We start from the raw sequence: 20,359 nt of genomic DNA, 5'->3' as shown, positions 1-20,359 counted from the left end.
GCCCAGGTCTAGATCAATCAGCGTTTCAGTCGATGCCGCTTTGCCGACGCCGAAGTAGTGGCGCAATGATCAATGCCAGGCGCAACCAGCGACGCCAACCGCGTTTACCGCCGAGCAGTCCGGCCAGTGTCAATGCGCCGCCAGTGAGCAAAAAGGGTGCATTGCCCTGGCGCAGCCGCTGCCCGTACTCGCGTACCTGTTGCAGTGGATGAGTGATCTGCAGGATTTCATGCCGCAGTTCCTGGCGATGCATTTCCAGGCGCATGCGCAGCACGGCTTTACGAAGTTCACGGCGCGAGGCGCCTGGAGGCAGGGTCGGCGTCATGGCAGCAGTTGCTCGCGGTCACGTTGCAGTTCTTCAAGGCTGGCGCTGAACGGCGGCTCGGCGTTGCGCAGACTGGTCAGCAGCCAGGCGCCGCAGCCGAGCAGACCGAAGCCGTAGAACAGGCACAGGCCGGTGGCGACTGCCAGGCGGTGCGTATCCCAGTAGACGATCAGCAGCAGAGCGGACAGACCTATCAGCAGGAGCAGGGCGAAGGCCAGGCACAGACCGCCAAGGAGCAGCGCACGCAGTGCCTGGTCGCGTTGGTCTTCGAGTTCATGGGCCAGCAGCGCCACGTGGCCCTGGAGCAGGCCCAGCAGGGCTGCTCCCAGGCGCCGTGGCGAGGGGCCGTTGGACATGGGCGCTGTCAACGGCGGCTGATCAGCAGGCCGAGCACCAGGCCGATAGCGGCCGACAGGCCGAGCGCCTGCCACGGGTGTTTGTGCACGTAATCCTCGGTGGCGTCGACGGCGATCTTGCCCTGTTCGCGCAGGCCGGACTCGGCTTTGTGCAAGGTGTCACGGGCACGGTCAAGACTGCTGCGAATGTCATCGCGCAGCGCTTCGGCCTGTTCACCAGCCAGGCTGGCGGAATGTTGCAGGAGCTTCTCGGTGTCGCTGACCAGAGCCTGGAATTCATCCAGCAGGGCGTCCTTGGTGCTTGGAGTAGCGGCTTTGCGTGGCATGGTGAGGAGTCCTCTGCGTTGGGTATGTACTGTTTACGAGTGCTATGCAGCGTGAGGGTTCCGCAAGAATAGTCGTGAAGTGACCGGTTTGGTGTTTGGTATAGCGATTGCATTTTGCTGGTGCGCGAAGGTCGCGAAATGCCCTGTGATGGGGCCTTCTCGATGCGGCTCAGGATGGTCAATTTCGCGCATAGCCATTTGATTAACAAGAAATAAGCATCGATCAGTCGATCTTTGGTGGCGCCATTTTGGGGCCGCCAAACGGCACTTTTCGAGGGCGCGCTGCATGTGCTGGCTGCATTGTGTTCGTAGCCCGGGCTGTTCTGGCTTGCTCGCCTCTCCCGCTTGCGGGAGAGGGGCCGGGGGGGAGGGCGCTAAGGCTCAGCCGCGCAGCGTCTGCACCGCGATGCCGGGGAAGTCGGTGATGATGCTGTCGACACCGAAGTCGGCCAGGCGGCGCATCAGCGCCGGCTCGTTGACCGTCCATACCGACACGTGCAGTCCTTGCTTCTGCGCCTTGAGCAGGCGCTCCGGGGTGCACAGCGTCCAGTTCAGCGCCAGCAGGTGGCAGTCGTAATGCGCCGCTACTTTCAGTGGGTCGAGCCAGGCGTACTCGGCAACCAGACCGAGCTGCAACTGCGGGGTCAGTTCGCGCGCGGCCTTGAGTACCTCCCGCGAGCTGGAGGTGATGGTGATCTGCTCACGCAGGCCGAAGCGCTCGACCAGCTCCGAGATGGCCAGCACGGTGCGCGCGGCGCGCACTTTCGAGGCGCTTTTCACCTCCAGCTGCCAATGCTCGAACTTGCACTGCTGGAACAATTCTTCCAAGCGCGGAATGGGGCAGGGGCGCACCCAGCCTGGGCCGCCCTTGCGTGCATCGTATTTGATCAGCTCGGCGGCGTCGTGTTCGACCACCTTGCCGCGCAGACCGGTGGTGCGCTTGAGCGTCGGGTCGTGGATCACCATCAGTTCGCCGTCGCGCGACAGATGCAGATCCAGCTCGCAGCGGTCGACGCCGTGTTCCAGGCAGCGCTGGAAACTGGCCAGGGTATTTTCCGGGGCTTCGCCCTTGGCGCCGCGATGGCCGTAGATGAGAGTCACTGTTACTCCTTGGCGGTGTCGAGGTGACGTGGCTGGTGATGGCGCACGCTGTTGATCACGTGATCGTATTCGAAATAGACGCTGAAATCGCGGTAGTCCCAGCGTGTGATCGGCGGCTGGCCGACGGGCTTGTGCTCTTCATCGGGCAGGCCGAAACGCTCCAGTACCGCACGCTTGGACTGGCCTCTATGCGGCAGGTTGCTGGCGTCGAGATCGGCACCCTGGCTGCCCAGGGGAATGGTCAGGGTGTCGGCCAACAGAGCAGTAGGGGCGAGTAGGGTGAGGAGCAGTGCGAGACGATACATGGCGGTTCCTTGGCGAGTGTCATTCGCGGGCTTGGCGACGCTCCAGAGCCTGCTTCTGCAGGATATGCCGAGCCAGTAACTGGCGCTGTGCGTCGGTCAACGCTTCGAACTCGGTGCCGATCTCGAATTGGCCGTCCGCGCGTTGGCTGCAGTGCACCACCTGACCACGCAGCAGGAGGCCGAGTGCTTGTGGCATAAGCACCATCTTGATCGCCAGATGGCTGCCCGGCGCCACGGGCTGGGCGTTATTGAAGCTGATACCGCCTTCGGACAGCGATACCTGGCGCGGTGCACCGATGTCCCGTAGCAGGCTTTGCGCCACAGCCTGGCCGAGCAGGTCGATGCGTTTGTTGATCACCTTCAGGTAGTTGGCCAGGGTACGGTCGCGCTCAGTGATATGGCGCAGCAGATGCTGGGATTCGAAGTCCATCAGGTGCAGGTCGCTGAGCAGGTTGAACAGCGGCGATGGATCGTGGAGCGCGTCGCTGGCATGGGCCTCGGCCCCCGACAGCAGGCTGAATTCCAGTGCGATCGTATCGTCGATACGATAGTATTCGCGGCGATCATCTACATCGTTAGTCGACATGGCGAACCCATGAAAGCGGTGGTGGTCGAAGACCCTGTTGAAAGTCTCGCGAACTGGATGCGTGCCAGGCAAGTGTCGTCGAACAAGCCTCGGTTACGAATGGTAAACGAGCATTGCTCGCTTCGCTCGCCCCTTCGGGGCCACACTGAAGCGCGCTGGTCATAAGCGACTTTCCAAGTGTCTTTAACGCAGCATGCCCGATACGCAGCAGGCTTTGAGTTGCTTCTGAGTGTAAGGCTGCTGACCTGGCCCTGCCACAAGGACGTTTTTTCTTTTCCCGAATCTCTCCGACATGTTCAGACCTCTGTTCGTATTCATCGGTACGCGCTACACGCGGGCCAAGCGTCGCAACCACTTCGTCTCCTTCATTTCCCTGACGTCCATGCTCGGCCTCACCCTCGGGGTGATGGTAATGATCCTGGTGCTGTCGGTGATGAATGGTTTCGACCATGAAATGCGCACTCGGGTGCTGGGGATGATTCCTCACGCCACGGTCGAATCGCCGACCCCGGTCAGCGACTGGCCGGCATTGGCGCGACAGGTCGAGCGCCATCCGCGCGTCGAGGCGCTGGCACCCTTCACTCAGATGCAGGGCCTGCTGACACACGACGGCAAGGTGCAGAAGGTGCTGATCAATGCCATCGATCCTGAGCAGGAACGCAAGGTGTCGATCATCGACGGTTTCTTCCAGCAGGGCAGTCTCGACAGCCTGCAGCCAGGTGATTTCGCCATGGTCATCGGCGACAAGGCGGCGGCCAAGCTGGGCCTGAAGCTGGGTGACAAGGTCACCTTTGTCGCGCCCGAGGTCACCGTGACCCCCGCCGGCATGTTCCCGCGTCTGAAGCGCTTTACCGTGACCGGCATCTTCCACGTCGGTGCTGGCGAGATCGATGGTGCACTGGCTCTGGCCAACATCAGTGACCTGGCGCGCCTGCAGCGCTGGAAGCCGGATCAGGTGCAGGGCCTGCGCCTGAAGTTCGATGACCTGTTCCAGGCGCCGCGCAGCGCCTGGGAGATCGCCCAGACCCTCGACGGCGATTTCTATGCCCGCGACTGGACCCGTACCCACGGCAACCTTTACCAGGCCATTCGCATGGAGAAGACCATGATCGGTCTGCTCCTGCTGCTGATCGTCGCGGTGGCCGCGTTCAATATCATTTCCACCCTGGTGATGGTGGTGACCGACAAGAAGGGCGACATCGCCATCCTGCGCACCCTCGGCGCCACGCCGCGGCAGATCATGGCCATCTTCATGGTACAGGGCACGGTGATCGGTGTGGTCGGCACCTTGATCGGCGCCGTGCTGGGGATTCTCGCAGCGCTCAACGTCAGCAGCCTGATCGCCGGCATCGAGCGTCTGCTGGGCATCAAGTTTCTCAATGCCGATGTCTACTTCATCGATTACCTGCCCTCGCAACTGCAGAGCGCCGACGTGGTGATGGTCTGTACCGCGGCGTTGCTGCTGAGCTTCTTCGCCACCCTGTATCCAGCCTGGCGTGCTGCGCGTACCCAGCCGGCCGAGGCCCTGCGCTATGAGTGAGTCCATGAACCAGAACGCCATGAAACAGCACAATGCCGTGCTCAGTTGTCGCAACCTGAGCAAGCGTTACGACGAGGGTCCCGAGTCGGTGGTGGTGCTCGATGGCCTCGAGCTGGAACTCTTCCCCGGTGAACGTGTGGCCATCGTCGGCAGCTCCGGTTCCGGCAAGAGCACCCTGTTGAACATGCTTGGTGGCCTGGATACGCCCAGCGAAGGCAGCGTGTGGCTGGCCGGCGAGCAACTCTCGGCGCTGAGCGAGACCGCACGAGGTCTGCTGCGCAACCGCGCGCTGGGCTTCGTCTACCAGTTTCACCACCTGCTGGCCGAATTTACCGCGCTGGAAAATGCCTGCATGCCGCTGCTGATCGGCAAGACGTCGATCAGCGAAGCGCGTGACCGTGCCACCAAGCTGCTCGAGCGAGTCGGGCTTGGGCATCGTCTCAATCACAAACCGTCCGAACTGTCCGGTGGTGAGCGTCAGCGCGTGGCCATTGCCCGTGCCCTGGTCAACCGCCCAGGGCTGGTGCTGCTCGATGAGCCCACCGGTAACCTCGACCAGCACACCGCTGAAGGCATTCAGGAGCTGATGCGCGAACTCAGCCGCGACTCCAACACCGCGTTCCTGGTGGTGACCCACGACATGCAGCTGGCCCGCCAGATGGATCGCGTGCTCAGCCTGCAGGACGGCAAGCTGGTGACCCTCTGATGTTTCGTCCGCTGAGTATCTTTATCGGCGCTCGCTACACACGGGCCAAGCGCCGCAACCATTTCATCTCCTTTATTTCGCTGACTTCGATGATCGGCCTGGCGCTTGGTGTGCTGGCGATGATCGTGGTGCTGTCGGTAATGAACGGCTTCCAGAAGGAAATGAGCTCGCGCATTCTCGGCATGGTGCCGCACGCCATGCTCTACGGCGCCGAGCCGGTCGCCGACTGGCGCGCCCTGGCGGACAAGGCCATGGCCAATCCGCAGGTACAGGCCGCGGCGCCTTATGCCGAGCTGGAGGGCATGCTCTCGCATCGCGGGCTGATGCAGCCGATCCAGATCCACGGCATCGACCCAGTGGAGGAGGGCAAGGTATCGATCCTGCCCGAGCACATCCGTCAGGGCAGTCTGAACAATCTGCAGCCGGGTGAGTTCGGCGTGGTGATCGGTGACATCACCGCGCGTCGTTTTGGCCTGCAGGTAGGCGATAAGCTGACGCTGATCATTCCCGAGCTGAGCAATGCGCCCGGCGGCGTCACCCCGCGCATGCAGCGGCTGAATGTGGCAGCGGTATTCAAGGTCGGTGCCGAGCTGGACAGCTCACTGGCGCTGATCAACGTCGCCGATGCGGCAGCGATGCAGCGCCTGCCGGAGGGCACCGTGCCGGGCATCCGCCTGGCGCTGAAGGACCTGTATCAGGCGCCGCAGGTGTCCAAGGCGCTGCTGGCACAGCTGGGCGCCGATTACCGTGCCGACGACTGGACCCACACCCAGGGCAGCCTGTTCAGTGCGATGAAGATGGAAAAGACCATGATCGGGCTGCTGCTGCTGCTGATCGTTGCCGTCGCGGCATTCAACATCATCGCCACCCTGATCATGGTGGTCGCCGACAAGGGCGGCGATATCGCCATCCTGCGTACGCTGGGCGCAACGCCACGGCAGATCATGGCGATTTTCATGGTGCAGGGCTCGGTGATCGGTCTGGTCGGCACGCTGATCGGTACTGTACTCGGCGTCCTGGCGGCGCTCAATGTCAGTGCGCTGGTAGCCTGGCTGGAGTCGTTCGCCGGGCAGCAGGTGATGAGTGCCGATGTGTACTTCATCAGCAGCCTGCCGTCTGACCTGCAATGGCTGGATGTGGTGCTGATCTGTTCGGCGGCATTGATCCTGAGCTTCCTCGCCACGCTCTACCCATCCTGGCGGGCGGCGCAAGTACAGCCAGCCGAAGCGCTACGTTACGAGTAAGCATAAAAAAGCCGTCGATTTCGACGGCTTTTTTTCAGTGACGTTGTTGGTGACGCTTTTCCTGGCGCTTGCGCCAGCTGCGCTGGACCCACCAGCGCCAGTAGAGCATGGTCAGGACGTAGCCCAGTGTCGCTAGGATGATTCCCGCGACGAAGGAGCCCAGGTACAGTGGTTTCCACAGCACTGCCGCCTCGGCCGTGATCCATTCCAGACTCAGGGTTTGCGGCATGCGCACCGGCGGCGTCTGCATGATCCACGCGCCCAGTTTGTAGGTGCAATAGAAAACAGGCGGCATGGTGATGGGGTTGGTCAGCCAGACCAGACCGATGGAGATCGGCAGGTTGGCGCGCAGCGGAATGGCCACGGCGGCGGCGGCCAGCATCTGCATCGGCATTGGGATCATCGCCCAGAACAGTCCGATGGCCATGCCGCGCGCTACCGAGTGGCGATTGAGATGCCACAGGTTGGGATCGTGAATCAGCTTGCCGAGAAAACGCAGGGACTTGTTAGTCTTGATGCTGTCGGGGTCGGGCATGTAGCGTTTGAATAAGCGACGCGGCATGAAGAGTCTCTGAGCAGGCAAAAGCGCCGGTATTATGCATGCTTTGCGCATGAGCGGCGTTTCCATATTGTGACCGGAGGTGAGCGTCGGACGCGCCCGCCGTAGCTCGATGAGCAGGGAGGATGGATGCGAACAGGGATGTTGGCGCTGGCCCTGGGCTTGCTCACGCTGCGTTTTTTGCCGGCTTTGCCGCCAGGCTGGCTGTTATTGATTGCAGCCTGTGCCGGTCTGGCACTGTTGCTATCGCGCCTTTATCCGCTGGGCTTCTTTCTGCTCGGTCTGGCCTGGGCGTGCAGTTCGGCGCAATCGGCACTGGATGACCGCCTCGATCCGCAACTCGATGGTCGTACCCTATGGCTGGAGGGCCGCGTGGTCGGTCTGCCGGAGGTGTCCGATGGCGTGGTGCGCTTCCAGTTCGAAGACGCGCACTCCCGACGTGCCGAGCTGCCGCAAAGGTTACGCCTGGCCTGGTATGGCGGGCCGCCGGTGCAGGGCGGCGAGCGCTGGCGGGTGGCGGTCAACCTGAAGCGCCCACACGGATCGGTCAATCCGCAGCGTTTCGACTACGAGGCCTGGCTGTTGGCGCAGCGTATCGGCGCTACGGGTACGATCAAGTCAGGTGAGCGCCTGTCATTCGCGACAGGGTTGGGCAGTTGGCGTGACAGCCTGCGTCAGCAACTGCTGGTCGTGCCGGCCTTTCAGCGGCAGGGCGCCATTGCGGCGCTGGTTCTGGGTGATGGTTCGGGTCTGAGCACGACAGACTGGCGACTGCTTCAGCACACCGGAACGGTGCATCTGATGGTTATCTCGGGGCAGCACATCGCGCTGCTGGCCGGTTTTCTCTATGGCCTGGTGGCGTTGCTGGCGAAGCTCGGTGCCTGGCCCAGGCGCCTGCCCTGGTTGCCCTGTGCTTGTGCCCTGGCCCTGAGCGGGGCCTTGCTCTACGGTTTTCTGGCCGGCTTCGAGGTGCCGGTGCGCCGAGCCTGCGTGATGGTCGCGCTGGTACTGCTATGGCGTATGCGTTTCCGTCATCTGGGCGCCTGGTGGCCGCTGCTGCTGGCCTTGATCGTGGTTCTGCTGCTGGAACCACTGGCGTCCTTGCAACCGGGGTTCTGGTTGTCGTTTTCGGCAGTGGCGATTCTGGTGCTGATATTCGGTGGTCGTCTCGGTCTCTGGGGGTGGTGGCGTGGTCTGACGCGCGCGCAGTGGACCATGGCCATCGGCCTGTTGCCGATGATGTTGATCCTCGGTCTGCCGGTGAGCAGTAGCGGGCCGCTGGCCAACCTGATTGCTGTGCCCTGGGTGGGCATGGTGGTCGTGCCTCTGGCGTTGTTGGGCACTTTGCTGCTGCCTGTTCCGCTGTTGGGTGAAGGGGTGTTGTGGCTGGCCGGTGGTGCATTGCACCTGTTGTTCGAACTGCTCGGCGCCATGGCAGCCTGGCTACCGGCCTGGCTGCCCAGCAACCTGCCGCTGTGGGCCTGGCTATTGGCTGCGGCTGGCGCGTTGCTGCTTCTGCTGCCGGCTGGTGTGCCCTTGCGCTGGCCCGGCATCGCGCTGCTATTGCCGGCATTGTTTCTGCCGGCGCCGCAGTTGGACGACGGGCGTGCCGACATCTGGGTGCTGGATGTCGGGCAGGGGCTGGCCGTGCTGGTGCGCACCCGGGAGCACGCATTGCTTTACGATGCCGGGCCGCGTTTTGGCGATTTCGATACCGGTGAGCGTATTGTCCTGCCTTCGTTGCGCGCGCTGAACGTGCGACGTCTCGATCTGCTGCTGCTCAGCCATGCCGATAACGATCATGCCGGTGGTGCGGCCGCGATCAAGGCCGGGATGCCGGTATCGAGGGTTGTCAGCGGTGAGCCGCAAAGGCTGGCCGATGCCCTCGGCGCCGAAGCGTGCGCGTCAGGGCAGAGCTGGCAATGGAACGAGGTGACCTTCAGGCTGTGGCAGTGGCAACGGGCCGGCTCCGGTAACCAGTTGTCTTGTGTGCTACAGATAGAGGCGGCGGGCGAACGCCTGCTGTTGACCGGCGATATCGACGTACAGGCCGAGCGGGCGCTGATGCAGGCTGACTTGCCCCTGGCCTCGCAGTGGCTACTGGCTCCCCACCACGGCAGCCGCACGTCATCCAGCCAGGCGTTCATCGATGCCGTCGCAGCGCAGCATGTGCTGATCACCCGCAGTCGCCACAACGCCTTCGGCCATCCTCACCCGCAGGTGCTTGCACGCTATCGCGCTGCGGGTGTCGAGGTGCATGACACGGCGTTGCACGGTGCCCTGCATATTCGCCTGGGGCAACATGGTACGGCGCGAGGGTTGCGAAGCGAGCCACGTTTCTGGCGGGAAAAATGAGAACGGCGGCGCCCTATGCTAGAGTGGCGCCACTTTTTCGAGGGGGATTCTCTACCGTGTGGGAACTGGTCAAAGCTGGCGGCTGGATGATGCTGCCGATCATTCTCTGTTCCATCGCTGCTGCCGGTATCGTTGCCGAGCGCCTGTGGACCCTGCGGCCCGCCCGCGTCACCCCGGCCAATTTGCTGGCTCAGGTGTGGCGCTGGATCAAGGACAAGAAACTCAACAACCAGAAGCTCAAGGAGCTGCGCGAGCATTCGCCGCTGGGGCAGATACTCGCTGCCGGCCTGGCCAACTCCAAGCATGGTCGCGAAATCATGAAGGAGTGCATCGAGGAGGCTGCCGCGCGCGTCATCCACGAGCTGGAGCGTTATCTCAATGCGCTCGGCACCATTGCCGGCATCGCGCCGCTGCTGGGCCTGCTTGGCACCGTGCTGGGCATGATCGAAATCTTCAGCTCCTTCATGGGCTCGGGCATGGCTAACGCTTCCATGCTCGCCAGCGGTATCGCCAAGGCGCTGATCACCACGGCAGCCGGCCTGATGGTGGCGATCCCGGCACTGTTCTTCCACCGCTATCTGCAGCGTCGTGTCGACGAACTGGTAGTCGGCATGGAGCAGGAAGCGATCAAGCTGGTGGAAATGGTGCAGGGTGATCGCGACGTCGACCTGGGTGAGGGCAAGGCGTGAAATTCCGGCGCAAACCGCGGGAGAACGTCGAGATCAACCTGGCCTCGTTGATCGACGTGGTATTTATCCTGCTGCTGTTCTTCGTGGTCACCACCACCTTCACCCGCGAGACCCAGCTCAAGGTCGACCTACCGGAGGCCGCCAGCGGCACGCCGCCCGAGCAGACCGAGCTGAAACAGTTGGAAGTGTTGATCGCTGCCGACGGCGCGTTTTCGCTCAATGGCAAGGCACTGCTGGAAAGCAACCTGAGCAGTCTCATGGCTGCCTTGCAGAAGGAGTCCGACGGCGACAACAGCCTGCCGCTAATCATCAGCGCCGACGGCAAGACCCCGCACCAGGCGGTGATCACCGCCATGGACGCTGCCGGCAAGCTGGGCTTCTCGCACCTGCGCATCACCACGGTGAAAGCACAGGAAGCCCCCTGAAGTGAGCGCTGCTGATCGCTTGCTCGCGGCCTGGTACCGCGGTCACCCGGCGCTGACGCTGCTGCGGCCGCTGGAGTGGCTGTACCGTCGCGTGGTGCAGAGCAAGCGCACGCGTTTCCTGGCCGGTGAGGGTGATATCTATCGCGCCCCAGTGCCGGTGCTGGTGGTGGGCAACATCACCGTAGGCGGTACCGGCAAGACGCCGCTGATCCTCTTTCTCATCGAACATTGCCGCGCCCGTGGCCTCAAGGTCGGTGTGGTCAGCCGTGGCTATGGCGCCACGCCGCCGAGTCTGCCCTGGCGCGTGCGCGGCGAGCAGGCGGCGACGCAGGCCGGTGACGAGCCGCTGCTGATCGTCCAGCGTACAGGCGTGCCCTTGATGATCGACCCGGATCGCAGCCGCGCCGTACGCGCGCTGCTGGCCGAAGAATCGGTTGACCTGATCCTCTGCGACGATGGCCTGCAGCACTACCGGTTGGCGCGTGATCTGGAGCTGGTACTGATCGACGCCGCCCGTGGTCTGGGCAATGGGCGTTGCCTGCCCGCCGGGCCATTGCGCGAGCCAGTCGAGCGTCTGGCCGAGGTGGATGCCGTGTTGTTCAACGGCGCCGAAGCCGATAGTGCCGAGGGCTACGCCTTTCGCCTGCAGCCAACCGCGCTGGTCAACGTTGCCAGCGGTGAGCGTGTCGGCCTCGAGCACTTCCCGCCCGGTCAGGCGGTGCATGCGGTGGCCGGTATCGGTAATCCGCAACGTTTCTTCAATACCCTCGAAGCGCTAAACTGGCAGCCGGTTCCGCATCCCTTCGCCGACCATGCCCAGTACGATGCCACGCTGCTCAGCTTCGAGCCGTCGCTGCCGCTGCTGATGACGGAGAAGGATGCGGTGAAATGCCGGGCCTTCGCCGCCGCCGACTGGTGGTACCTGGCCGTCGATGCCGCGCCCACGCCGGCGTTCGTCGACTGGCTGGATGGAGAGCTGGCCCGCCTCATACCGGGGTCCTGATGACCCCAGCAAGGATTCCGCCATGGACCTTAAACTGCTCGACATTCTCGCCTGCCCGATCTGCAAGGGGCCGCTGCAGCTTTCCAAAGACAAGACTGAACTGATCAGCAAGGGCGCTGGCGTGGCCTACCCGATCCGCGACGGCATTCCGGTGATGCTGGAAAGCGAAGCGCGCACCCTGACCCCCGATGAGCGTCTGGACAAGTAAATGAGCGCAGCCTTCACCGTCGTCATTCCTGCTCGTTACGCCTCCACCCGCCTGCCCGGCAAGCCGCTGCAGGACATCGCCGGCAAGCCCATGGTGCAGCATGTCTGGGAGCAGGCGAAGAAGAGTTCGGCCCAGCGCGTGGTCATCGCCACCGACGATGCGCGTATCGTCGAAGCCTGCCAGGCCTTTGGCGCCGAGGTGCTGCTGACCCGCGAGGATCACAACTCCGGTACCGACCGCCTGGCCGAAGTCGCCACCCAGCTCGGTTTGCCGGCCGACGCCATTGTGGTCAACGTGCAGGGCGACGAGCCGCTGATTCCGCCTGTGATCATTGATCAGGTGGCAGCCAACCTGGCGGCCAATCCGCAGGCCGGTATCGCCACCCTGGCCGAGCCCATCGAGGACGTCACCTCCCTATTCAACCCCAATGTGGTCAAGGTGGTGGCCGACAAGAGTGGCCTGGCGCTGACCTTCAGCCGTGCACCGCTGGCCTGGGCGCGCGATGCCTTTGCCAAGTGCCGCGATGTGCTGCCGCAAGGTGTGCCATACCGTCGCCACATTGGTATCTATGCCTACCGCGCGGGTTTTCTGCATGATTTCGTTGCCTGGGGCCCGTGCTGGCTGGAAGACACCGAGTGCCTGGAGCAGTTGCGCGCGTTGTATAACGGCGTGCGCATCCATGTCGCCGATGCGCTCGAAGCGCCGGCTGCTGGCGTGGATACCGCCGAAGACCTGGAGCGGGTGCGCCACCTGCTGGGGGCCTGATGAAGGTTCTGTTCGTTTGCCTGGGCAATATCTGCCGCTCGCCCACGGCTGAAGGCGTGCTGCGCCACAAGCTGCGTGCGGCAGGGCTGGACGGTCGTGTGCAGGTGGATTCCGCCGGCACTGGTGACTGGCACGTCGGCAAGGCGCCGGACAGTCGCACCCGTCAGGCGGCCCTACGCCGTGGTTATGATCTGTCCGCGCAGCGTGCGCGCCAGGTCGAGGCTGCCGACTTTCAGCGCTTCGACCTGATCCTGGCCATGGATCAGAGCAATCTGCGTAATCTCAAGGCGCTGCGCCCGACTGATGCCCGCGCGGACCTCGACCTTTATCTGCGTCGCTATGAACTGGCGTTGGATGAGGTGCCTGATCCCTACTACGGCGGCGACGATGGCTTCGAGCAGGTGCTGGATCTGATCGAGCAAGCCAGTGATGCGTTGCTGGTGGAAATCAAGGGGCGCCTGTGAGCCTGAATCTGCAGAGTGATGTGTCGCTCAAGGCCTTCAATAGCTTTGGTGTCGAGGTGCGTGCCCGGCATTTCGCCGCAGCCCACAACGATGACGAAGTGCGCGAGGCGCTACGCCTGGCCGGGCAGCAGGGCTTGCCGCTGCTGGTGATCGGCGGTGGCAGCAACCTGCTGCTGACCCGCGATGTCGAGGCGCTGGTACTGCGCATGGCCAGCCGTGGCATTCGTATCCTCGAGGACGACGGCGAGCAGGTGCTGGTGGAGGCCGAAGCCGGCGAGCCCTGGCATCCGTTCGTGCAATGGAGCCTGGCGCAGGGCCTCAATGGCCTGGAAAACCTCAGCCTGATTCCCGGTACCGTGGGCGCTGCGCCGATGCAGAACATTGGCGCCTATGGTGTGGAGATCAAGGATCTGTTTGCCGGCCTGACCGCTCTGGATCGGCACAGCGGCGAGCTGCGCGACTTCGCGCTGGAAGACTGTGCCTTCGCCTACCGCGACAGTCTGTTCAAGCGCGAAGCCGGGCGCTGGTTGATCCTGCGCGTACGTTTCCGCTTGAGCCGTCTGGCTGCACTGCGCCTTGACTACGGCCCGGTGCGCCAGCGCCTTGCGGAGATGGGCGTCGAAGTGCCGACCGCCACCGATGTCAGTCGAGCGATCTGCGCCATCCGCAGCGAAAAGCTGCCAGATCCCACCGAGCTGGGTAATGCCGGCAGCTTCTTCAAGAATCCGCTGGTTTCGTTCGAGCTGGCCGAGCGCATTCGCGCCGAGCGTGCCGATCTGGTCAGCTATCCGGCTGGTGATGGCCTGGTCAAACTGGCGGCTGGCTGGTTGATCGAGCGGGCAGGGTGGAAAGGCTTTCGCGAGGGCGATGCCGGCGTGCATCGTTTGCAGGCGCTGGTGCTGGTCAATTACGGCAAGGCCACGGGCGCGCAACTGCTGCAGCTGGCGCAGCGTATCCAGAGCGATGTATTCGAGCGCTTCGGTGTTGAGCTGGAGATCGAGCCCAACGTGCTCTGATCTGTAGGCAGGGCGTGATCCGCTGCCTGCCGCTCCCGGATTGCATTCGGGCTACGCTTCTGCAGCGCCAGACACGGAAATGAAAAAGGGGATGCCTAGGCATCCCCTTTTTACTTACCGCAGGAGGATCAAGCCTGAGGCTTGACCTCCTCCTTGTCGGCTGGCGTTTCTTCTTCCGGCTGCGCTTGCTCTACCGCATCGCTCACGCGTTGTTCGCTTACGACAGAGGTGGCTTCGGCTTCAGCGACCGGCTCGACTACAGGAGCTGTTTCGACTACAGCGGCTTCGGCTTCTGCCGGGGCGCTTGCTTCAGCGACCGGAGCGGCGTCGACTACTGGGGCAGCTTCTACAGCCGGGGCTGCAGCGGCGGCCTGTGCAGCTTCGCGCGCCAGGCGCTCAGCTTCACGCTGACGACGACGCACTTCACGCGGGTCGTTCGGTGCGCGGCCAGTGGCATTGGTCGGAACCGCTGCGGCAGCAGGTGCTTGCTCGAGCGGTGCCGGAACAGGCTCCTGGGCGACTTCGACAGTCGGCTCAGCTTGAGCGACCGGTTCGGCAACTGGCGCTTCAGCGGCAGCAGGGGGTTCGACTGCGGCCGGTTCTGCCTCAACCGCTTTCTCTGCGACCGGAGCAGCTTCAGCCACTTCACTCACAGCAGCCTCGGCTTGCGCCTCGACCGGTTGAGCAGCAGGGGCTTCTTCAACCTGAACAGACGGGGCTTCGACGGCCGGGGCTTCGCTGACCGGAGCCTCGCTGGCAACGGCTTCGCTGCTGTCGACGCTTTCTGCAACCACGGCAGCGGCAGTAGCCACGGCGACCGGGGTGACGGTCTGAGCGTCGTTACCGGCAGCTTCGCTGTTCTCGGCGCTCTCGATCAGGTTGCCATCGGCATCACGCTGACGTTCGCGACGATTGCTGCGCCGACGCTGACCGCGGGAACGGCGACGTGGGCGCTCGCCATCGTTGCTGTCCTGCTCGTCGTCCTGCAGTTGCTCTTCGTTCGGCAGTGCTTCGTCCTGCAGGGCCTCGGTTTGCTCGGCACGCGGCTGACGCTCTTCACGCGGTTGACGCTGACGCTCCTGACGTTCACCACGCGGCTGGCGCTCGGCACGCTCTTCGCGTTGCTCGTTACCAGCATCGGCATCGGTATCGGCTGCGATAGGTTCACGCAGTTCACGCACGCGCTCTTCACGCGGGGCGCGTTCTTCGCGCGGCTTGCGCTCACGGCGGTTTTCCTGACCTTCGCGCGGCTCACGTGGGGCGCGCTCTTCACGCGGTTGACGCTCTTCGCGAGGTTGGCGTTCTTCACGCGGTTCACGGGCCTGACGTTCTTCACGCGGGGCGCGCTCTTCACGAGGTTTGCGCTCGTCATCGCGGCGACCGCCACGGTTACGGCTCTGCTGACGACCGTTGCGGCGCTCTTCGCGCGGCGGACGCTCGTTGCTCTTCTTCTCGACTGCTGCGGGCTGGGCTTCTTCTTCCTTGCCGGCGAACAGGCTGACCAGAGACTTCACCAGGCCCTTGAACAGGCTCGGTTCAGGCGCCTTGGTCGGAGCCAGTGGTGCTTGAGGCTCGGCAGCGACCGGGGCGCTGCTGCGCGGTGCGGCCTTGATCGCAGCTTCCTGGCGAACCAGAGTGCGCGTGGCGGCGGCCGGCTGGGCGGCGGTTTCTTCGGTTTCCGCAGTGGCGGCGATTTCGTAGCTGGTCTGGCCGCTCAGGGCTTCCGGGCTGTCGTCACGCAGGCGTTGCACTTCGAAATGCGGGGTTTCCAGGTGATCGTTCGGCAGGATCACGATACGCGCACGGGTGCGCAGTTCGATCTTGGTGATCGAGTTGCGCTTCTCGTTGAGCAGGAACGCGGCGACCGGGATCGGTACCTGAGCGCGGACTTCGGCGGTGCGATCCTTCAGCGCTTCTTCTTCGATCAGGCGCAGGATGGCCAGCGACAGGGATTCGACGTCGCGGATGATGCCTTGACCGTTGCAACGCGGGCAGACGATGCCGCTGGTCTCGCCGAGGGATGGACGCAGGCGCTGACGGGACATTTCCAGCAGTCCGAAGCGCGAGATGCGGCCGACCTGTACACGGGCGCGGTCGGCTTCCAGGGCTTCACGCATCTTCTCTTCGACGGCGCGCTGGTTCTTGGCCGGGGTCATGTCGATGAAGTCGATGACGATCAGGCCGCCAATGTCGCGCAGGCGCAGCTGGCGGGCGATTTCCTCGGCCGCTTCCAGGTTGGTCTGCAGCGCGGTTTCCTCGATGTCGCTGCCCTTGGTAGCGCGCGCCGAGTTGATGTCGATGGAAACCAGGGCTTCGGTCGGGTCGATGACGATGGATCCACCGGAGGGTAGTTTCACTTCACGCTGGAAGGCGGTTTCTATCTGGCTTTCGATCTGGAAGCGGTTGAACAGCGGCACGCTGTCTTCGTACAGCTTGATCTTACTGGCATACTGCGGCATCACCTGCTGGATGAAGCTCAGCGCTTCTTCCTGGGCTTCGACGCTGTCGACCAGCACTTCGCCGATGTCCTGGCGCAGGTAGTCGCGGATGGCGCGGATGATAACGTTGGATTCCTGGTAGATCAGGAACGGGGCAGGGCGGCTGGTGGAGGCTTCCTTGATGGCGCTCCACAGTTGCAGCAGGTAGTCGAGGTCCCACTGCATTTCTTCGCTGGAGCGGCCGAGGCCGGCGGTACGCACGATCAGGCCCATGTCGGCCGGCGCGTTGAGGCCGTTCAGTGCTTCGCGTAGTTCGTTGCGCTCTTCGCCTTCGATGCGGCGGGAGATGCCACCGGCACGCGGGTTGTTCGGCATCAGTACCAGGTAGCGACCTGCGAGGCTGATGAAGGTGGTCAGGGCTGCGCCCTTGTTGCCGCGCTCTTCTTTCTCGACCTGGACGATGACTTCCTGGCCTTCCTTGAGCACGTCCTTGATGTTGACGCGGCCGCCTTCAGGAGACTTGGAGAAATATTCGCGGGAGATTTCTTTGAGGGGGAGGAAGCCGTGGCGTTCGGAGCCGAAGTCGACGAAAGCGGCTTCGAGGCTGGGTTCAACGCGGGTGATGCGGCCTTTGTAGATGTTGGCTTTTTTTTGTTCACGGGCGCCGGACTCGATGTCCAGGTCGTAGAGTTTTTGGCCATCTACCAGGGCAACACGCAACTCTTCAGGCTGAGTCGCGTTAATTAGCATTCTTTTCATGTGGTACCAATGGGTTCCGGGGCTAGCGGAAGCCACGTTAGGCACACACGACTCTCAGGGTCGGTGTCAGGCGCGTCAGAAACGGTCGTAAATCGTTCCACTGTCTAGCGACGGTCAGCCATTATCGGGCCGCGGTCGCGACGGACGTCTCCTGCTTGCTGTGGTGACAGAAAGCACTCAGTCAGGAAGAGGAATCAACTGGCGGTAGCGGACGAGATGAGGCGTCTTTGATCAAGCGATATGCTACGCAGTCCGACAGTTGTACATCTCCACCCTACACGTATCGCTGAAAATCGGGTGCCGCGCGCGGATTCCGCAGCGGTTGTCAGTTACCGCGACCGCCCGGTGGGCGAATCGCGCATCATACTCAAGGCTTTATTTCCGAAGTCTTCGTGGCCTTTTGCGGCCTTTCTAACCTGAAGAATCCGTCGGACGGCCTCACGTCCAAATACGTTTGCGCGGGCAGGGGATGGCAAGTTTGGCATTCATCCGCAAGCCAGGCCGCTTTTGGCGGCGTTCGCGACTATAGCAGCAATGATTAAGTGCTTCAATTCCATAAAAAATTGTTATGATTGCGCAATGACTACTCCCGCCTCTCCAGCCTCCGGCGTTCAGCTGATCGAGGTTGCACCGGATCTCGCCGGCCAACGCATCGACAACTTCCTCAGGACACAGCTCAAGGGCGTGCCCAAGACCCTGATTTACCGCATTCTGCGCAAGGGCGAAGTGCGGGTTAACAAGGGGCGGATCAAGCCCGAATACAAACTCCAGGCTGGTGACGTGGTGCGCGTGCCGCCGCTGCGCCTGGCTGAGCGCGATGAGCCCGAGCCGCTGGCGCAGGGGCTGCTGCAGCGCCTCGAAGCCGCCATCGTTTATGAGGACAAGGCGCTGATCGTGCTGAACAAGCCGGCCGGTATCGCCGTGCATGGTGGCAGCGGCTTGAATTACGGTGTGATCGAGGCGTTTCGCCAGTTGCGGCCCGATGCCAAGGATCTGGAGCTGGTGCACCGTCTCGATCGCGATACCTCCGGTCTACTGATGATCGCCAAGAAGCGCAGCATGCTGCGCCACCTGCACGAAGCGCTGCGCGGCGATGGCGTGGACAAGCGCTATATGGCGTTGGTGCGTGGCCACTGGGCGACTGCCAAGAAGCAGATCGCCGCGCCGCTGCTGAAAAGCAACCTGCGCTCCGGCGAGCGTATGGTCGAGGTGAATCCCGAGGGCAAGGAGGCGCTCACGGTATTTCGCGTGCTGCGCCGTTTCGGTGAGTTCGCCACGCTGGTCGAAGCCAGGCCGATCACTGGTCGTACCCATCAGATTCGTGTGCATGCCCAATATGCGGGTCATGGTATCGCCGGCGACAGCAAATACGGCGACGACGACTTCTCCCGCGAGATTCGCGAGCTGGGCGGTAAACGCCTGTTCCTGCATGCCTATGAGTTGCACGTGCCGCTGCCCGATGGTGGTGTGCTGAAGCTCGAGGCTCCGGTGGATGAGATGTGGGCGAAGACCCTGGAGCGTCTGAGTGCCTGATTATCAGCTACTGATTTTCGATTGGGACGGCACGCTGGTGGATTCCATCGGCCGTATCGTCGAGGCCATGCACCGTGCTGCTGATGTGGCGTGCGTGCCGCGCTGCACGGATGTTGCGGTGCGCGGGATCATTGGTCTGGAGCTGGGTGTGGCGATTCGCACGCTTTACCCGGAACTCGATGAGCCGCTGCGAATCGAAACCATCCGGCGTGCCTACAGCGAGCAGTATCTGGCGCTGGAAACCGAGCCGTCGCCACTGTTCGAGGGTGTGCGCGAGTCGCTCGAGGTCTTTCGAGATCAGGGTTATCGTCTTGCCGTGGCCACTGGCAAGGGGCGCAAGGGGTTGCATCGGGTGCTGGCTGACAAGGGTTGGCTGGATTACTTCGATATCACCCGTTGCGCCGACGAGACGGCAAGCAAGCCCGATCCGCTGATGCTGCATGAGATTCTTGCGCATTGCCGGGTGCAGCCCGAGCGCGCGCTGATGGTGGGGGATTCGACCTTCGACCTGCTGATGGCGCGCAATGCCGGGATGGATGCCGTGGCGGTAGGTTTCGGTGCGCAGCCGTTGTCGGTGCTGCGTGAGTGCTCGCCGCGTTTGGTGATCAATGAATTCAATGAGCTGCGTACATGGCTGGAAGGTCATCGTGCGGTGCGTTCTGCAGAGGTGAGTGAGCATGTCGGATGAGTGGAAGTCATCGTCTTCGTCGACCGAGGATGCCAAGAGCTGGAAGCTGCTGGAAAAAGCCCTGCTGTCCAGTGTTCAGGAGCAGCGCCGCTCGCGTCGCTGGGGCATTTTTTTCAAGCTGCTGACCTTTATCTATCTGTTCGGTGCGCTGGCGCTGGTATTGCCGGCTCTCGATCTGAAATCAGCCTCGACTACCACTGCGCATACGGCGCTGATCGAGATTCGCGGCATGATCGCCGACCGTGAGGAGGCCAGTGCCGACAAGGTCGTGGGCAGTCTGCGCGCCGCCTTCGAGGACACCAATACCAAAGGTGTGATCCTGCGCATCAATAGCCCGGGCGGCAGCCCGGTGCAGTCCGGCTACATCTATGACGAGATCCGTCGTTTGCGCGGCGAATATCCGCAGACCAAGGTCTATGCGGTAATCAGTGATCTGGGTGCCTCCGGTGCCTACTACATTGCCAGTGCGGCTGATGAGATCTATGCCGACAAGGCCAGCCTGGTTGGCTCCATTGGTGTGACGGCGGCCAGCTTTGGTTTTGTCGAGGCGATGGAAAAGCTCGGTGTCGAGCGTCGCGTGTACACCTCGGGTGAGCACAAGGCCTTCCTCGATCCGTTCCAGCCGCAGAAGGAAGAAGAAACTCGTTTCTGGAAATCCGTGCTCGATACCACCCATCGCCAGTTCATCGATAGCGTGAAAAAGGGGCGCGGTGATCGTCTCAAAGCGGATGAGCATCCCGAGTTGTTCTCCGGGCTGGTCTGGTCGGGCGAGCAGGCGCTGCAGTTGGGTTTGGTCGATGCGTTGGGTAGTGCCAGCTATGTGGCCCGTGAGGTGATTGGCGAGAAGGAAATGGTCGACTTCACTCAGCGTGATACGCCATTCGATCGCTTCGCCAAGCGCCTGGGTACCAGTGTGGCGGATCGAATCGCGTTGTGGATGGGCTTTCAGGGGCCGACGCTGCGCTGAC

22 protein-coding genes are annotated in these 20,359 nt (G+C 62.9%); 14 read left to right on the top strand and 8 right to left on the bottom strand.

The annotated features are described in order from the left end of the window. Positions 1-25: 25 nt before the first annotated feature. The 6 genes from DBO86_RS07480 to DBO86_RS07455 all read right to left on the bottom strand — a co-directional run bounded on the left by DBO86_RS07480 (position 26) and on the right by DBO86_RS07455 (position 2,999). Positions 26-325 (bottom strand): hypothetical protein, encoded by a 300-nt coding sequence (locus DBO86_RS07480; protein WP_074855940.1) that lies wholly within the window; start codon positions 323-325, stop codon positions 26-28. Continuing rightward, positions 322-681 carry a phage holin family protein gene (locus DBO86_RS07475; protein WP_021489776.1) on the bottom strand — a complete coding sequence of 120 codons (360 nt, stop codon included), beginning with the start codon at positions 679-681 and terminating at the stop codon, positions 322-324. Before DBO86_RS07475 ends, DBO86_RS07480 begins: the two co-directional genes overlap by 4 nt. A gap of 8 nt (positions 682-689) precedes the next feature. Then, positions 690-1,007, bottom strand: a complete 318-nt coding sequence (locus tag DBO86_RS07470) for an ElaB/YgaM/YqjD family protein (RefSeq protein ID WP_003461988.1) — start codon at positions 1,005-1,007, stop codon at positions 690-692. A gap of 381 nt (positions 1,008-1,388) precedes the next feature. Next, entirely contained in the window at positions 1,389-2,108 is a 720-nt protein-coding gene (locus DBO86_RS07465; RefSeq protein ID WP_003461985.1) for a glycerophosphodiester phosphodiesterase, read from the bottom strand. Positions 2,109-2,110: 2 nt separating this feature from the next. Continuing rightward, a complete protein-coding gene (locus DBO86_RS07460) occupies positions 2,111-2,413 on the bottom strand; it encodes a phosphodiesterase (protein WP_074855942.1) in 303 nt (100 codons plus the stop codon). Between the two features lie 19 nt (positions 2,414-2,432). Next, the gene (locus tag DBO86_RS07455) at positions 2,433-2,999 is read right to left on the bottom strand and encodes a PilZ domain-containing protein (protein WP_003461983.1); all 567 of its coding nucleotides are present in this window, start codon (positions 2,997-2,999) and stop codon (positions 2,433-2,435) included. A 292-nt stretch (positions 3,000-3,291) separates the two neighbouring features. Between DBO86_RS07455 and DBO86_RS07450 the strand changes: the two genes are divergently transcribed. Genes DBO86_RS07450 through DBO86_RS07440 form a run of 3 tightly spaced genes read left to right on the top strand, consistent with a single transcriptional unit; the run spans position 3,292 to position 6,489 of the window. After that, positions 3,292-4,539 (top strand): lipoprotein-releasing ABC transporter permease subunit, encoded by a 1,248-nt coding sequence (locus DBO86_RS07450; protein WP_003461982.1) that lies wholly within the window; start codon positions 3,292-3,294, stop codon positions 4,537-4,539. Between the two features lie 4 nt (positions 4,540-4,543). Further along, complete coding sequence (gene lolD, locus DBO86_RS07445; RefSeq protein WP_039964823.1) at positions 4,544-5,245, top strand: lipoprotein-releasing ABC transporter ATP-binding protein LolD; 702 nt, start codon at positions 4,544-4,546, stop codon at positions 5,243-5,245. Then, positions 5,245-6,489, top strand: coding sequence for a lipoprotein-releasing ABC transporter permease subunit (locus tag DBO86_RS07440; RefSeq protein ID WP_003461980.1), 1,245 nt, complete (start codon positions 5,245-5,247; stop codon positions 6,487-6,489). Before lolD ends, DBO86_RS07440 begins: the two co-directional genes overlap by 1 nt. Before the next feature lie 34 nt (positions 6,490-6,523). Here the strand turns inward: DBO86_RS07440 and DBO86_RS07435 are convergent, their stop codons facing one another. Next, a complete protein-coding gene (locus DBO86_RS07435; RefSeq protein WP_108233370.1) occupies positions 6,524-7,051 on the bottom strand; it encodes a DUF2062 domain-containing protein in 528 nt (175 codons plus the stop codon). Positions 7,052-7,189: 138 nt separating this feature from the next. Between DBO86_RS07435 and DBO86_RS07430 the strand changes: the two genes are divergently transcribed. From DBO86_RS07430 to murB, 8 genes are read left to right on the top strand one after another with little or no spacing between them, the layout of a single operon-like run. Continuing rightward, entirely contained in the window at positions 7,190-9,403 is a 2,214-nt protein-coding gene (locus tag DBO86_RS07430) for a DNA internalization-related competence protein ComEC/Rec2 (RefSeq protein WP_108233369.1), read from the top strand. 56 nt (positions 9,404-9,459) lie between these two features. After that, positions 9,460-10,092: a MotA/TolQ/ExbB proton channel family protein gene (locus tag DBO86_RS07425; protein WP_039964821.1), complete on the top strand. Its 633-nt coding sequence runs from the start codon at positions 9,460-9,462 to the stop codon at positions 10,090-10,092. Continuing rightward, positions 10,089-10,517, top strand: coding sequence for an ExbD/TolR family protein (locus DBO86_RS07420; protein WP_108233368.1), 429 nt, complete (start codon positions 10,089-10,091; stop codon positions 10,515-10,517). The genes DBO86_RS07425 and DBO86_RS07420 overlap by 4 nt, the downstream gene beginning before the upstream one ends. Position 10,518: 1 nt before the next feature. Continuing rightward, entirely contained in the window at positions 10,519-11,520 is a 1,002-nt protein-coding gene (gene lpxK, locus DBO86_RS07415) for a tetraacyldisaccharide 4'-kinase (protein ID WP_108233367.1), read from the top strand. A 22-nt stretch (positions 11,521-11,542) separates the two neighbouring features. After that, positions 11,543-11,728, top strand: a complete 186-nt coding sequence (locus DBO86_RS07410) for a Trm112 family protein (RefSeq protein ID WP_003461970.1) — start codon at positions 11,543-11,545, stop codon at positions 11,726-11,728. After that, positions 11,729-12,493, top strand: a complete 765-nt coding sequence (gene kdsB, locus DBO86_RS07405; protein WP_003461969.1) for a 3-deoxy-manno-octulosonate cytidylyltransferase — start codon at positions 11,729-11,731, stop codon at positions 12,491-12,493. It begins immediately after the preceding gene. After that, positions 12,493-12,957, top strand: a complete 465-nt coding sequence (locus DBO86_RS07400; RefSeq protein ID WP_108233366.1) for a low molecular weight protein-tyrosine-phosphatase — start codon at positions 12,493-12,495, stop codon at positions 12,955-12,957. The genes kdsB and DBO86_RS07400 overlap by 1 nt, the downstream gene beginning before the upstream one ends. Continuing rightward, positions 12,954-13,973 (top strand): UDP-N-acetylmuramate dehydrogenase, encoded by a 1,020-nt coding sequence (gene murB, locus DBO86_RS07395; RefSeq protein ID WP_003461965.1) that lies wholly within the window; start codon positions 12,954-12,956, stop codon positions 13,971-13,973. Before DBO86_RS07400 ends, murB begins: the two co-directional genes overlap by 4 nt. A gap of 128 nt (positions 13,974-14,101) precedes the next feature. On the opposite strand, the gene rne is transcribed toward murB, so the two are convergent. Continuing rightward, positions 14,102-17,170: a ribonuclease E gene (gene rne, locus DBO86_RS07390; RefSeq protein ID WP_108233365.1), complete on the bottom strand. Its 3,069-nt coding sequence runs from the start codon at positions 17,168-17,170 to the stop codon at positions 14,102-14,104. A 579-nt stretch (positions 17,171-17,749) separates the two neighbouring features. Here rne and rluC point away from each other — a divergent pair. From rluC to sppA, 3 genes are read left to right on the top strand one after another with little or no spacing between them, the layout of a single operon-like run. Continuing rightward, positions 17,750-18,703, top strand: a complete 954-nt coding sequence (rluC, locus tag DBO86_RS07385; RefSeq protein WP_108233364.1) for a 23S rRNA pseudouridine(955/2504/2580) synthase RluC — start codon at positions 17,750-17,752, stop codon at positions 18,701-18,703. Further along, a complete protein-coding gene (locus DBO86_RS07380) occupies positions 18,696-19,391 on the top strand; it encodes an HAD-IA family hydrolase (protein ID WP_108233363.1) in 696 nt (231 codons plus the stop codon). Before rluC ends, DBO86_RS07380 begins: the two co-directional genes overlap by 8 nt. Continuing rightward, complete coding sequence (gene sppA, locus DBO86_RS07375; protein ID WP_108233362.1) at positions 19,381-20,358, top strand: signal peptide peptidase SppA; 978 nt, start codon at positions 19,381-19,383, stop codon at positions 20,356-20,358. Before DBO86_RS07380 ends, sppA begins: the two co-directional genes overlap by 11 nt. The last annotated feature ends 1 nt before the right edge of the window (position 20,359 follow it).

This window comes from Ectopseudomonas oleovorans (genome assembly GCF_003052605.1).
Classification (GTDB): domain Bacteria; phylum Pseudomonadota; class Gammaproteobacteria; order Pseudomonadales; family Pseudomonadaceae; genus Aquipseudomonas; species Aquipseudomonas oleovorans_A.
This window is presented reverse-complemented; position numbering and strand designations above follow the sequence as displayed.

Coding starts and splice junctions, on each gene's coding strand:
- DBO86_RS07435 (WP_108233370.1), bottom strand. CDS start 7,051: ATGCCGCGTCGCTTATTCAAACGCTACATGCCCGACCCCGACAGCATC.
- DBO86_RS07430 (WP_108233369.1), top strand. CDS start 7,190: ATGTTGGCGCTGGCCCTGGGCTTGCTCACGCTGCGTTTTTTGCCGGCT.
- sppA (WP_108233362.1), top strand. CDS start 19,381: ATGTCGGATGAGTGGAAGTCATCGTCTTCGTCGACCGAGGATGCCAAG.
- DBO86_RS07410 (WP_003461970.1), top strand. CDS start 11,543: ATGGACCTTAAACTGCTCGACATTCTCGCCTGCCCGATCTGCAAGGGG.
- DBO86_RS07460 (WP_074855942.1), bottom strand. CDS start 2,413: ATGTATCGTCTCGCACTGCTCCTCACCCTACTCGCCCCTACTGCTCTG.
- rluC (WP_108233364.1), top strand. CDS start 17,750: ATGACTACTCCCGCCTCTCCAGCCTCCGGCGTTCAGCTGATCGAGGTT.
- rne (WP_108233365.1), bottom strand. CDS start 17,170: ATGAAAAGAATGCTAATTAACGCGACTCAGCCTGAAGAGTTGCGTGTT.
- DBO86_RS07455 (WP_003461983.1), bottom strand. CDS start 2,999: ATGTCGACTAACGATGTAGATGATCGCCGCGAATACTATCGTATCGAC.
- DBO86_RS07440 (WP_003461980.1), top strand. CDS start 5,245: ATGTTTCGTCCGCTGAGTATCTTTATCGGCGCTCGCTACACACGGGCC.
- lolD (WP_039964823.1), top strand. CDS start 4,544: ATGAACCAGAACGCCATGAAACAGCACAATGCCGTGCTCAGTTGTCGC.
- DBO86_RS07450 (WP_003461982.1), top strand. CDS start 3,292: ATGTTCAGACCTCTGTTCGTATTCATCGGTACGCGCTACACGCGGGCC.
- DBO86_RS07470 (WP_003461988.1), bottom strand. CDS start 1,007: ATGCCACGCAAAGCCGCTACTCCAAGCACCAAGGACGCCCTGCTGGAT.
- kdsB (WP_003461969.1), top strand. CDS start 11,729: ATGAGCGCAGCCTTCACCGTCGTCATTCCTGCTCGTTACGCCTCCACC.
- DBO86_RS07400 (WP_108233366.1), top strand. CDS start 12,493: ATGAAGGTTCTGTTCGTTTGCCTGGGCAATATCTGCCGCTCGCCCACG.
- DBO86_RS07480 (WP_074855940.1), bottom strand. CDS start 325: ATGACGCCGACCCTGCCTCCAGGCGCCTCGCGCCGTGAACTTCGTAAA.
- DBO86_RS07475 (WP_021489776.1), bottom strand. CDS start 681: ATGTCCAACGGCCCCTCGCCACGGCGCCTGGGAGCAGCCCTGCTGGGC.